Origin of the sequence: Komagataeibacter saccharivorans (assembly GCF_003207825.1) — a bacterium.
GTDB classification, from domain to species: Bacteria; Pseudomonadota; Alphaproteobacteria; order Acetobacterales; family Acetobacteraceae; genus Komagataeibacter; species Komagataeibacter saccharivorans.
The window spans coordinates 17,904-29,737 of sequence record NZ_NKTY01000020.1; the positions used below are offsets into that span (position 1 = coordinate 17,904).

The 11,834-nt window shown below is 60.9% G+C and carries 11 protein-coding genes; 9 read left to right on the top strand and 2 right to left on the bottom strand.

Annotated features, from left to right (window positions below; all coding sequences use genetic code 11):
* Nucleotides 1–84: 84 nt before the first annotated feature.
* On the top strand, nucleotides 85–1,944 hold the full coding sequence (locus CFR79_RS11330; RefSeq protein ID WP_110547992.1) for a cation:proton antiporter: 1,860 nt from the start codon (nucleotides 85–87) through the stop codon (nucleotides 1,942–1,944).
* On the opposite strand, the gene CFR79_RS11335 is transcribed toward CFR79_RS11330, so the two are convergent.
* A complete protein-coding gene (locus tag CFR79_RS11335) occupies nucleotides 1,931–2,386 on the bottom strand; it encodes a L,D-transpeptidase family protein (protein WP_102323465.1) in 456 nt (151 codons plus the stop codon). The genes CFR79_RS11330 and CFR79_RS11335 overlap by 14 nt on opposite strands.
* A 208-nt stretch (nucleotides 2,387–2,594) precedes the next feature.
* On the opposite strand from CFR79_RS11335, the gene CFR79_RS11340 reads away from it, so the two are divergent.
* A complete protein-coding gene (locus CFR79_RS11340) occupies nucleotides 2,595–3,314 on the top strand; it encodes a response regulator transcription factor (protein WP_102323466.1) in 720 nt (239 codons plus the stop codon).
* 141 nt (nucleotides 3,315–3,455) lie between these two features.
* Here CFR79_RS11340 and CFR79_RS11345 read toward each other — a convergent pair whose 3' ends face one another.
* Nucleotides 3,456–4,250: an exodeoxyribonuclease III gene (locus tag CFR79_RS11345; RefSeq protein WP_181417422.1), complete on the bottom strand. Its 795-nt coding sequence runs from the start codon at nucleotides 4,248–4,250 to the stop codon at nucleotides 3,456–3,458.
* Between the two features lie 380 nt (nucleotides 4,251–4,630).
* On the opposite strand from CFR79_RS11345, the gene uvrC reads away from it, so the two are divergent.
* The 7 genes from uvrC to CFR79_RS11380 all read left to right on the top strand — a co-directional run bounded on the left by uvrC (nucleotide 4,631) and on the right by CFR79_RS11380 (nucleotide 11,831).
* Nucleotides 4,631–6,517 carry an excinuclease ABC subunit UvrC gene (uvrC, locus tag CFR79_RS11350; protein WP_110547980.1) on the top strand — a complete coding sequence of 629 codons (1,887 nt, stop codon included), beginning with the start codon at nucleotides 4,631–4,633 and terminating at the stop codon, nucleotides 6,515–6,517.
* A gap of 92 nt (nucleotides 6,518–6,609) precedes the next feature.
* Nucleotides 6,610–7,209 (top strand): CDP-diacylglycerol--glycerol-3-phosphate 3-phosphatidyltransferase, encoded by a 600-nt coding sequence (gene pgsA / locus CFR79_RS11355; RefSeq protein ID WP_102323469.1) that lies wholly within the window; start codon nucleotides 6,610–6,612, stop codon nucleotides 7,207–7,209.
* 105 nt (nucleotides 7,210–7,314) lie between these two features.
* Nucleotides 7,315–7,794: a hypothetical protein gene (locus tag CFR79_RS11360; RefSeq protein ID WP_254058021.1), complete on the top strand. Its 480-nt coding sequence runs from the start codon at nucleotides 7,315–7,317 to the stop codon at nucleotides 7,792–7,794.
* Between the two features lie 51 nt (nucleotides 7,795–7,845).
* On the top strand, nucleotides 7,846–8,100 hold the full coding sequence (gene moaD, locus CFR79_RS11365) for a molybdopterin converting factor subunit 1 (RefSeq protein WP_102323471.1): 255 nt from the start codon (nucleotides 7,846–7,848) through the stop codon (nucleotides 8,098–8,100).
* A gap of 7 nt (nucleotides 8,101–8,107) precedes the next feature.
* Nucleotides 8,108–8,572: a molybdenum cofactor biosynthesis protein MoaE gene (locus CFR79_RS11370; RefSeq protein ID WP_102323472.1), complete on the top strand. Its 465-nt coding sequence runs from the start codon at nucleotides 8,108–8,110 to the stop codon at nucleotides 8,570–8,572.
* Nucleotides 8,573–8,879: 307 nt separating this feature from the next.
* Entirely contained in the window at nucleotides 8,880–10,730 is a 1,851-nt protein-coding gene (locus CFR79_RS11375) for a ribonucleoside-diphosphate reductase subunit alpha (RefSeq protein ID WP_371208308.1), read from the top strand.
* 87 nt (nucleotides 10,731–10,817) lie between these two features.
* Nucleotides 10,818–11,831: a ribonucleotide-diphosphate reductase subunit beta gene (locus CFR79_RS11380; RefSeq protein ID WP_102323474.1), complete on the top strand. Its 1,014-nt coding sequence runs from the start codon at nucleotides 10,818–10,820 to the stop codon at nucleotides 11,829–11,831.
* Nucleotides 11,832–11,834: the final 3 nt, after the last annotated feature.

Genomic DNA, 11,834 nt, shown 5'->3' on the forward strand with positions numbered 1-11,834 from the left:
ACCATTACGCCCGGTCGTATTTACGCGCATGAACTGGATGCCGGCCAGGCGGCAGGGGTGTTTGCAACAAAGTGGGATACGGGCATGCAGGCCACAAACCTTGCCATAGGAATTCTGTGCGTTCTGGGCGGCGGGATCGCCGCGCAGTGGGTGGCGTGGCGCTTTCAGCTACCTGCCATCGTGCTGCTGTTCGCCCTTGGGCTGTTTTACGGGCCGGGGGTGGGGATGCTGCATCCGGCGGCGACCATTGGCCCCTATTTCCATCCCCTGGTTTCCATGGCCGTGGCCTTCATCGTGTTCGAGGGGGGACTCGCCCTGAACCTGCGCCAGTGGCGTGAATCGGGGGAAGGGGTGCTGCGGCTGACTGCAGCGGCCCTGCCGGTCAACTGGGTACTTGCATCCATTGCCGCGCATTATGTCGGGCACCTGAACTGGGGCACGGCATGGCTGTTTGGCGCGATCGTGGTCGTGACCGGGCCGACCGTGGTGCTGCCGCTGCTACGGCATACCAAGCTGCAACCCCGGGTGGCAGCCTTCCTGCGGTGGGAAGCCATCGTCAATGACCCGATTGCGGCCATCCTTGCGACGCTGGTTCTGGAATACCTGCTGATCCGGCCTTCGCATATGGGGGGCATTTCGCTGGAAGCGGTCGAGATCGGGCCGCAACTACTGTTCGCCACCATGGTTGCGATCGGGTGTGGTGTCTTTGCCGCCCTGCTGATCAAATTCCTCTCCTCACGCGATCTGCTGCCCGAGATCCTGCGTATCCCGATGATCCTGGCCTTCGCCGTGGGGGTTGCGGCGGTGTGCAATCTGGTCATGCAGGGGGCAGGGCTTATGGCGGCGACCGTGTTCGGCATGGCGCTGGCCAACCTGCAGGTCTCGGGCATGTCGGAACTGCAGCGCATCAAGGAATCCCTCGGCGTGATCGTGGTTTCATGCCTGTTTGTCCTGCTGACGGCCGATTTGCAGCGTACTCTGCTGAACCAGCTTTCTCTGCCGATCATGGCGCTTACGCTTACGGTCATGTTCGTGGTGCGTCCGCTGGGTATTTTCCTGTCCACCATCGGGGCCAGCATGTCATGGCAGGAGCGGCTGTTCGTGGGCTGGATCGCGCCGCGCGGGATCGTGGCCGCCGCCGTGGCGGGGGTGGTCGGGTTGCAGTTGCAGGAAGCGGGCTATCCGGGGGCGGACCTGATTACGCCCGCCGTGTTCGCCCTGATCGCATCGACCATGATCCTGCATGGCTTCTCGCTGCGTCCACTGGCGCGCGCGCTGCGGCTTACGCTGTCTGATGAACCGGCGCTGGCCATCATGGGGGCCAATGCGTGGTCCACCAACCTTGCCCGCGTGGTGCACGAGGTGGGAGTGCCGGTGCTGCTGGTCGATACCTATGCCCCGGCACTGGACAAGGCCGCGCGGTTTGGCGTGCCGGTGCTCAAGGCGGAACTGTTATCGGTCGAAGGACAGGAGAGCCTTGAGGAGCGGCCTGCGGACTACCTGATCGCGGCGACGCCGGATGCCATCTATAACGGTCTTGTCTGCGCGCGCATGGCGCCTGATCTGGGGCGGCAGCGTGTGTTTCAGGTCAGTCCGGGACTGGCGCGACTGGACCTGTACCATGGCCTGAGCCGGGATTCGCGCGGGAAGGTTCTGGGGGAACCGGGCTGGAATTTCTCCCTGATCGATTCCCGTTATGCGAAAGGCTGGCGTTTTAGCAGCCACGTCATCGAAGAATCCGATAACGAGGATGAAAACCCGTTACCCTCTGATCCGGTCATGCTGTTCATGATTATTCGCAAGGGAACCGCGATCTGGGTCTTTTCGGCCGAGGACGTAACCCCGATCGAGCCTGCGGCGGGTGACATCATCATTACCTACGTGCCGCCAGAAGAGGCCGCAGCGCCGGATGCGCCCCAGGTGGCGGCGCCTATACCGGCCTGACCTCGATTTCCCCCAGTCCCGCCGCCAGCAGGTGACGCAGCACGGGTTCAGGCAGGGCGATGCAGCCTTCCGTCGGTCTGCCACCGGCGGGCGGCAGGTGCATGAATATGGCCGACCCCGCGCCACGGCGTACAGGCGCGTCGTTATAACCAAGTACCACGATGATGTCGTAAACGTGATCATCCCGCCAGAGCCGTTCGTGGCGGGCGGAATGGGGCAGCGTGATATGGCGGTTATAGTCGGGATGGGTGGGGTCATCGCACCATCCATCAAGCGCGGAGAGGGGTTCCACCGGCAGATGACAGACTGGTGATGACACGCGGTCCGCGCGGTAGAAAACCCGCCGTAGCGGCAGAATACCGGCAGGCGTTGCGTGATCTCCCTCCGTTTTGTGGTTTTTTATGCCCCCTGCGCCGATGATGGCGGGAACAATTTCGCGCATGCAATGCAGTTGTGCATCCAGCCCTGTATTCGTTTGCAAAATTGCGCGTATCATGGATTCCTCTGGATTGGGTCGTATTTATGTTTATCTCCGGCCCTGATCTGACTGCGTACGGCATCATGACCGGGGGTTGTGGGGCCGGGCATGAACAGGCAAGACAAAGACCGGACCGATAACGGGCCGGGACTAAAGTGATAAAGAGGGTTCGATGGCAGGAGCACGTCCCATACTGATAGCGGACGACGATCAGACTTTACGTCAAATGCTCGTTGAACAGCTACAGGTTGATGGTGAATTTGAAGCGATCGAGGCTGGCTCCGTCGCCGAAGCCTGGGAGAAACTGCAGACGCCGGGCGCCCGGTTCGATGCAATTATTCTGGATGTTTCCCTTCCCGACGGGGATGGCCGCGATTTCTGCGCCGAGCTGCGCCGCAAGGGCAAGCGCATTCCCATCATCATCCTGACAGGTTCCGATGATGAAACGGATGTCGTCCGCGGGCTTGACGCCGGGGCGAATGACTATGTCGCCAAGCCGTTCCGTATCGCGGAACTTCTGGCCCGTCTGCGCGCGCAGATGCGTATTTTTGAAAACAGCGAGGACGCGGTTTTCGCTATCGGGCCTTATATCTTCCGCCCGTCCGCCAAGCTTCTGCAGGAAACGGCGAAGAACCGCCGCATCCGCCTGACGGAGAAGGAAGCGGCCATCCTGAAGTTCCTGTACCGCGCCGGCACGCGTCCCGTGCCCCGTCAGGTACTGCTGAACGAGGTATGGGGTTACAACGCAGCGGTCACCACCCACACGCTGGAAACCCATATCTACCGCCTGCGCCAGAAGATCGAGCCGGACCCCACCAACGCCACGCTGCTGGTGACGGAAGGGGGCGGTTACCGTCTGGACCCCGAAGGTGGCAAGACGGTCCTCGCCTGAGGACGCTCGCCCCTGGATTTACAGGCTGATTATGACGGGCCACCTGTTACGGGTGGCCCGGTCGCATTTCAGGGGGAAGCCATCCGCATCGGGCGTTAACCGGCGGCCTGTTTCTTCCCGCCCTGTGTCGAAAAAACGCCGTTAGACGGCAAGATCGACAATGACCGGCACATGGTCGGATGGCTTGTCCCAGTCACGGGCGGGGCGAAGCACTTCCATGCCACGCAGCGCGTCCTTCAGGTCCGGCGTGACCCATACATGGTCCAGGCGGCGCCCACGGTTCGATGCGCTCCAGTCCCGGTTGCGATACGACCACCACGTATAAAGCTTCTCGCTGGCCGGGACGAAGTGACGCATGGCGTCAACAAAACCGGTATCCTGCCATTTCAGCAATCCCTCGGTCTCCACGGGCGTATGGCTGACGATCTTGAGCAGTTGTTTGTGGCTCCACACATCATGTTCCAGCGGGGCGATGTTCAGATCCCCCACCAGAACCGTGCGCCGCATCGCGCGGGCGGAAAACCAGTGCCGCGCTTCCTCGATAAAGGCGAGTTTGTGCGCGAATTTCGGATTTTCCACCGGATCGGGAATATCGCCGCCCGCGGGGACGTAGAAGTCATGCACATCAATGGCGTCCGCGCCTGTGCCATGGCGCACGGCGATATGGCGGCAGTCGCCGCGCTGGCACCAGTCGGGCGTATCCTCCAGCACGGTTACGGGCTGGCGTGACAGGATGGCGACCCCGTTATACCCCTTCATGCCCCGGAAAACGACATGATCGAATCCCAGCGCCCGGACCTGTTCCATGGGGAACAGATTGTCCGGTACCTTGGTTTCCTGCAGGCACACCATATCGGGTGCCGTATCCCGGCAGAGCTGTTCCAGCAGGGGCATCCGCAGGCGAAGGGAATTGATATTCCAGGTGATGATACGCATATCGGGTGCATTGCCGATCCGGCGCGGGCTGACAAGAATATTTTTGCCACCATCGGGAAGCGGGCAGGACAAAAACAGGAACGAATTGCAAAAGGCGGCTGATATTTCGTGTGAAAAGGAAAACAACCCTCTTGAACACAGGGATGCCACAATTTGTCCACTTGTGGGGTTGACAGGGTTAAATTTGGCTAATGTTGCGAAGGAATTTTGTTCCGGTCTATGGGTTCCCAAATATATTTATTTAAAACCAATGGGTTAGCATTAGTGATGTTTTTTTGGGCAATCCAAGTTCAGGAAAGGAAAACCGCCATCCGCACGTTTTTTTCTGCTTCTGCTCCACAGACTTATCCACATCATCGGTGGATGAACGGCTACCATCCATGACAACAGCCATTTCAGCCCCCTCCACCCGTCCCAAAGGGGTGGAGGCGATTCACCATGCCCTGCAGACCATGCCGCAATCGCCCGGCGTGTACCGCATGCTGGGGCCGAAAGGCGATGTGCTGTATGTGGGCAAGGCGCTGAACCTGAAAAAACGGGTGACGTCGTATACCCATATCAGCCGCCTGACCGAACGGCTGCGCCGCATGGTGTCCGAAACGGGCAGCATGGAAATCGTCACGACCCATACCGAGGCCGAAGCCCTGCTGCTGGAGGCCAATTACATCAAGCGTATGCAGCCGCGTTACAATATCCTGCTGCGTGACGACAAAAGCTATCCATGGATCATGCTGACCGACCGGCACGATTTCCCCCAGATCAGCAAGCACCGGGGCAAGCCGGTCAAGGGGGCGTCGTACTGGGGGCCATTTGCATCCGCATGGTCGGTCAACCAGACGCTCAACCTGCTTCAGCGGACTTTCCTGCTGCGTTCATGTTCCGACAGCGAAATGCAGGGCCGCACCCGTCCGTGCCTGCTGCACCAGATCCACCGCTGTTCCGCGCCCTGCACCGACCGCATAAGCCGTGAGGAATATGCCGAACTGGCGCGCGAGGCCCGTAACTTCCTTGCCGGAAAAAGCACCCACCTGCGCGAGGAACTGGGCCGGGAGATGGAACAGGCCGCCGAGGCGCTGGAGTTCGAGCGCGCCGCCGCCATCCGTGACCGGATACGCGGCCTGTCCGCGCTGCAGCAGGATTCCAGCGTGATCAATCCCTCTACCGTGAGCGATGCGGACATCATCGCCATCTGGCAGATTGCAGGACAGTCCTGCATTCAGGTGTTCTTCATCCGCGGCGGGCGCAACAACGGCAATCGCGCGTTTTTTCCCAGCCATGCGCGCGATGAAAGCGCGCCCGACGTGCTGGCCGCCTTCATCGGGCAGTTTTACGATGACAAGCCGCCCCCCGCGCAGGTGCTGGTCAATCAGGACCTGCCGGAATGCGATGTGCTGACATCTGCCCTCAGCATACGGCGTGGGCGCAAGGTGGAAATCACCCATCCGCAGCGCGGGGAAAAGCGCGGCGTGATCGAACATGCCGAAATCAACGCGCGCGAAGCGCTGGAACGCAGGCTGGCCGAAAGTGCCGGGCAGGCCCGGCTGCTTCAGGGGGTTGCCGACCTGTTCGGGCTGGATGCCCCGCCCAGGCGGATCGAGACCTACGATAACAGCCACATTCAGGGCGCGAATGCCTATGGCGTGATGGTGGTTGGCGGGCCGGAGGGGTTCGACAAACGTGCCTACCGCAAGTTTTCCATCAAGGGACCGGTCACGCCGGGCGATGACTTCGGCATGATGCGCGAAGTGCTGGAACGCCGGTTTCGCCGCGCCCTGCGCGACCGGGAAGAAGGCAACCGCCCAGAAGACTGGCCCGACATCCTGCTGATCGATGGCGGTGCGGGGCAGTATTCAGCCGTGCGGGCGGTGCTGGATGAACTGGGGGTGACGGGCGTGACGCTGGTGGCCATTGCCAAGGGGCCGGATCGTGACGCGGGGCGGGAGTGGTTCCATATGGCTGACCGTCCACCCTTCCAGCTCCCGCTGCGCGACCCGGTTCTGTACTACCTTCAGCGCCTGCGTGATGAAGCCCATCGGTTTGCCATCACCACCCACCGCGCGGGGCGGTCCAGGACGCTGGTGCGCTCGGAACTGGATGATATTCCCGGCGTTGGTCCGGCACGCAAGCGTGCGCTGCTCAATCACTTCGGCTCGGCGCGCAGTGTACGGCAGGCGGGGCTGGGGGAACTGGAAAATGCGCCTGGCATCAACCGTGACATGGCGCGTGCCATATACGGATATTTCCATCCGGACTGGACAGGGGACTGAGCGCCTGTCATGCAGGTGTGAGCGCAGAACCTGCCTGACAGGCGTTATCGGTATTTCGATTTTTCCTCATCCTTGGCTATAGCAGTATCAGCATGCTTACCGACCTGCCCAATCTCCTGACCCTGTCCCGCATTGTCGTGGTTCCCATTGTTGTGGGACTGGTCGTCATCCATACCCCGCAGACCGATTGCGCGGCCTGCGTGCTGTTCATCCTTGCGGGGATCACGGATTATCTGGACGGAAAGCTGGCGCGGGCGTGGAACCAGAATTCCGATCTGGGCCGGATGCTCGACCCCATTGCGGACAAGCTGCTGGTCGGTGCCTCGCTCATGGTCATGGCCGGACTGGGGCGGCTGCCCTATGGCTGCCTGTATCCGGCCATCATCATCCTTTCACGCGAAATTCTGGTCAGCGGCCTGCGTGAATATCTGGCAGCGACCCGTGTGGGGCTGCCGGTAACGCGGCTGGCGAAATGGAAAACCGGCTTCCAGATGACGGCCATCGGCTTCCTGCTGGCCGGGGACAGCACGGCGGCCCTGCTGCATATCGGCTGGCTGCCGGTTGATGCGCTGGGGGCGGTAATGATGTGGATCGCGGCGGCGCTGACCCTCATCACCGGATGGGATTACCTGTCCACCGGGCTGCGCCACGTCAACGGAACCGGTACGGGCGCGACCAAATTATCTTCCTGACCTACATGAAAAATTAACGCGTATCGTTGTTGTTCTTTCCTGCGGGCCGATGCGCCCGCCTGTTGCCAGACAGATCAAGGGGGAAGAACGGTGCGCCATGTCTTGATGCTGCCAGTGCTGGTCGGTCTGGCGGGATGCGGTGGATTCGGCAAAATCCTGTCCGATAATACGGAACTGCCCGGCTCGCTTCCCAATACTCCGCGTGCCGATGTGGAAAACATGCGGCGCGTGGCGGGCGAAGCGCCACAGGTGCTGCCGATCCTGCCGCAGGAAACCAATATATGGCCGGTCGTGCCCCGGGGGCAGTCGATGCTGGCGGATACGGACGATACATCCGGCACAACGGTCGGCGCGCGCATGGCGGTGCGTGAGCAGGACCTGCCCGCGGGTGGGGAGATGCAGATCGGCAACGATGGCGTGCTGCTTGCCATGCCGGGGCAGGGGGCGCGCGTTTCTGCATTGTCTTCGGGGGCATCGCCGACGCATAAGGGCGTGTCGGATACGGCCATCATCGTGCCCAACGGCGATGGCACCAATACCGTGGTCGCATCAGACGGCACGGTGCAGGAACAGCAGACCCCCTGACAGCGAGTGGCTGTCAGTTTTCGGCCTGGCGTTAAGGGAGATAAGACCGGAATGCTGCGCATTCTCTATTTTGCATGGCTGCGGGACCGGCTCGGTCGTTCAGGTGAAACGCTGGACCTGCCACAGGGCGCGCGTTCCGTGCAGGATCTGGTTGACCAGTTGCGTGCCCGTGGTGGTGAATATGGCGAAATCTTTGCCCGGCCCGAACTGATCCGCGTTGCCGTCAACCAGAGCTTCGCCGCCATTTCGGCCCCCATCGCCGCCAATGACGAAATTGCCTTCTTCCCGCCGGTCACGGGGGGCTGATCCGGTCATGCCGCGCATCACGATCCGGGTTCAGGCCGAAGTCTTCGATTCCGGCCATGAAACCACCCTGCTGCTGGACGGGCAGGAGAGTGTGGGCGGGGTTGCCGCATTCACTGGCATCGTCCGTGGCGGTGACGGCCTGTGTGCGCTGGAACTGGAACATTATCCCGGCATGACCGAGTCCATGATGCAGCGCATCGCCGAATCGGCATGTGCGCGATTCGGGCTGGTTGGCTGCACGGTCATCCATCGCGTAGGGCGGCTGGAGGTGGGCATGCCCATCGTGCTGGTATTATGTGCCGCCGCGCATCGCAGTGCCGCCTTCGATGCGACCGAATTCATGATGGACTGGCTCAAGACCAGCGCACCCTTCTGGAAACGCGAGGAATTCGGAAATGGTCGCAGCGCGTGGGTCGAACCCCGGGCGCAGGATGACGCGGCGACGGCGCGCTGGGGCACTCTGGAATCCTGATGGCGGCGGGACGGAAAATTTAAAAAATATTCTGCCCCTTTTCGTGCTTGACCCAGCTTCCCCGCTGATTCGGACAATCCGTCCACAATTTTGTCCCCTACATTATATAGTGCAATCGGGCGCGCGGTGGTCCATATATAGGGGGCAAATCAGAAAACCTTGCCCCCAGCCACAGGCTCGAAAGACCCTGTGCATTGGCACGAGCCGATTACGGAGAATGTAAATGGTCCTGGATGACGTATCCGAAGGCATGTCCGACTGTTCTGCCTACGGGGACGGTAGCGTCCGGGGAAAGGACAGTGAGACAATGTCTGACATGCTGGATAACGTGGTCCAGTTGCCCGGTCATCATCCCGTGCGCGTGGACCATTCCCGCGATGCGCTGCTGACGGCATTTGGCAAGGCCACGCTTGATAACCGCTATCTCCTGCCGGGTGAAAGCTATCAGGACCTGTTCGGGCGGGTTGCGTCCTATTACGGTGCCGATGCCGCCCATGCGCAGCGGCTGTATGATTATATTTCCCGCCACTGGTTCATGCCCGCAACCCCGGTGCTGTCCAATGGTGGCACCACGCGCGGCCTGCCCATTTCGTGCTTCCTGAACGAAGCGAATGACAGCCTGCGCGGCATTGTCGACCTGTGGAACGAGAATGTATGGCTGGCCTCCAAGGGTGGGGGCATCGGTTCCTACTGGGGCAACCTGCGTTCGATTGGCGAGAATGTGGGCCGCAACGGCAAGACATCCGGTGTCATCCCCTTCATCCGCGTGATGGACAGCCTGACGCTGGCGATCAGCCAGGGATCGCTGCGCCGTGGATCGGCTGCGGTATACCTGCCGGTCTGGCACCCCGAGATCGAGGAATTCATCGAACTGCGCCGTCCGACCGGCGGCGATCCCAACCGTAAGGCGCTCAACCTGCACCACGGCGTGCTGGTGTCCGATGCGTTCATGCGCGCGGTGGCGGACGATGCGGAATGGGCGCTGCTTTCGCCCAAGGACAATACGGTCATCCGCAAGATTTCGGCGCGGGCGCTGTGGATCCGGATTCTGACCGCGCGCATGGAACAGGGTGAGCCGTACATCATCTATTCCGACCATGTGAACAATGCCCGTCCCGAGCACCACAAGCTGGCGGGGCTGGAGGTCAAGACATCCAACCTGTGCGCGGAAATCACGCTGCCCACGGGCATGGACCATCATGGCCGGGAACGTACGGCGGTGTGCTGCCTGTCCTCGCTCAACCTTGAGACATGGGATGAGTGGAAGGACGAACCGCAGTTTATCGAGGACGTGATGCTGTTCCTCGATAACGTGCTGCAGGATTTCATCGACCGCGCGCCTGACGATATGGAACGCGCCCGCTACGCCGCCATGCGCGAACGTTCGGTAGGGCTGGGGGTCATGGGTTTCCATACCTTCCTTCAGGCCAATAACGTGCCGTTCGAAAGCGTTGTGGCCAAGGTGTGGAACCGCAAGATATTCAAGCATATCCGTGAGCAGGCGAATGCGGCGTCCATCAAACTGGCGCAGGAACGCGGGCCGTGCCCCGATGCCGCCGAATACGGTGTGATGGAACGCTTTTCCAACAAGATGGCGATTGCGCCCACGGCGTCGATTTCGATTATCGCGGGCAATGCCAGCCCCGGAATCGAACCGATCGCGGCCAATGTGTTCCTGCAGAAGACGCTGTCGGGTTCTTTCACCGTGCGCAACCGCCACCTTGACCGCCTGCTGACCGAAAAGGGAAAGAACACCAGCGAGATCTGGTCCTCCATCACCCTGAACAAGGGCAGCGTGCAGCATCTGGATTTCCTGACCCAGCAGGAAAAGGACGTATTCAAGACCGCGTTTGAACTGGACCAGCGCTGGGTGATCGAACATGCCGCCGACCGTGCGCCGTTCATCTGTCAGGCGCAGTCGATCAACATCTTCCTGCCCGCCAACGTGAACAAGCGCGACCTGCACCAGATCCATTACATGGCATGGAAGCGGGGCGTGAAGTCGCTGTATTACTGCCGTTCGCTGTCCATCCAGCGCGCCGATGCGGTAAGCGACGGACAGGAAAAGCGTGACATGACCCAGAAGGAAGGCTCCGCGCCCGCTCCGGCGGCCACGGGCACTTCCACCGATTACGAGGAATGCCTGGCCTGCCAGTAAGGCGGGGCATTCCACCCTTGGTATAGTATTCCATGCGTTCCCCAGCCTGTCCGGGCCGGGGGGCGCATATCGATGTACAGGACAGGCATGGCCATGACCGACAACGCCCCCGGCGCAGATGCCACGACCAGGCAGGAACATAACCTGCTGACCTCCAACCCCGTCTACAAGCCCTTCCGCTATCCCTGGGCCTATGATGCGTGGCTGACGCAGCAGCGCGTCCACTGGCTGCCCGAGGAGGTGCCGCTGGCCGATGACGTGAAGGACTGGCACCGCACGCTGAGCGAAAGCGAGCGCCATCTGGTCACCCAGATCTTCCGCTTCTTCACGCAGGCGGATGTGGAGGTGAACAACTGCTACATGAAGCACTACAGTCAGGTGTTCAAACCGACTGAAGTGCTGATGATGCTGTCAGCCTTTTCCAATATCGAAACGATCCATATCGCTGCCTACAGTCATCTGCTCGATACCATCGGCATGCCCGAGACCGAGTATTCCGCTTTCCTTAGTTATAAGGAAATGAAGGATAAATATGACTACATGCAGAAATTCTCGGTCTCCGATAACTACCAGATTGCCCGCACGCTCGCGGCTTTTGGCGCGTTTACCGAAGGGCTCCAGCTTTTCGCATCCTTCGCGATCCTGCTGAACTTCCCGCGTTTCAACAAGCTCAAGGGCATGGGGCAGATCGTCTCGTGGTCCGTGCGTGACGAATCCCTGCACTGTGATTCGATGGCGCGGCTGTTCCGGGTCTTCGTGCAGGAAAATCCGGAAATCTGGACCGATACGCTGCGTGACGACATCCGCCAGATCTGCCGCGACATTGTCGAACACGAGGACGCCTTCATCGACCTCGCGTTTGAAATGGGCGCGGTCGAAGGGCTGGATGCCGGGCAGGTCAAGCAGTACATCCGCTTTGTCGCCAACCGCCGTCTGGGACAACTCGGGCTTGATGGCATCTACGATGTCGCCACCAACCCGCTGCCGTGGGTGGATGAAATGATCAACGCGGTCGAACACGCCAACTTCTTTGAAAACCGGGCGACCGAATACAGCCGTGCCTCGACCACCGGCACGTGGGAAGAAGCTTTCGCCGACTGAACC

Coding starts and splice junctions, on each gene's coding strand:
- moaD (WP_102323471.1), top strand. CDS start 7,846: ATGCTGCGCATTCTCTATTTTGCATGGCTGCGGGACCGGCTCGGTCGT.
- CFR79_RS11370 (WP_102323472.1), top strand. CDS start 8,108: ATGCCGCGCATCACGATCCGGGTTCAGGCCGAAGTCTTCGATTCCGGC.
- CFR79_RS11375 (WP_371208308.1), top strand. CDS start 8,880: ATGTCTGACATGCTGGATAACGTGGTCCAGTTGCCCGGTCATCATCCC.
- uvrC (WP_110547980.1), top strand. CDS start 4,631: ATGACAACAGCCATTTCAGCCCCCTCCACCCGTCCCAAAGGGGTGGAG.
- CFR79_RS11335 (WP_102323465.1), bottom strand. CDS start 2,386: ATGCGCGAAATTGTTCCCGCCATCATCGGCGCAGGGGGCATAAAAAAC.
- CFR79_RS11330 (WP_110547992.1), top strand. CDS start 85: ATGCAGGCCACAAACCTTGCCATAGGAATTCTGTGCGTTCTGGGCGGC.
- CFR79_RS11345 (WP_181417422.1), bottom strand. CDS start 4,250: ATGCGTATCATCACCTGGAATATCAATTCCCTTCGCCTGCGGATGCCC.
- CFR79_RS11360 (WP_254058021.1), top strand. CDS start 7,315: ATGCTGCCAGTGCTGGTCGGTCTGGCGGGATGCGGTGGATTCGGCAAA.
- pgsA (WP_102323469.1), top strand. CDS start 6,610: ATGCTTACCGACCTGCCCAATCTCCTGACCCTGTCCCGCATTGTCGTG.
- CFR79_RS11380 (WP_102323474.1), top strand. CDS start 10,818: ATGGCCATGACCGACAACGCCCCCGGCGCAGATGCCACGACCAGGCAG.
- CFR79_RS11340 (WP_102323466.1), top strand. CDS start 2,595: ATGGCAGGAGCACGTCCCATACTGATAGCGGACGACGATCAGACTTTA.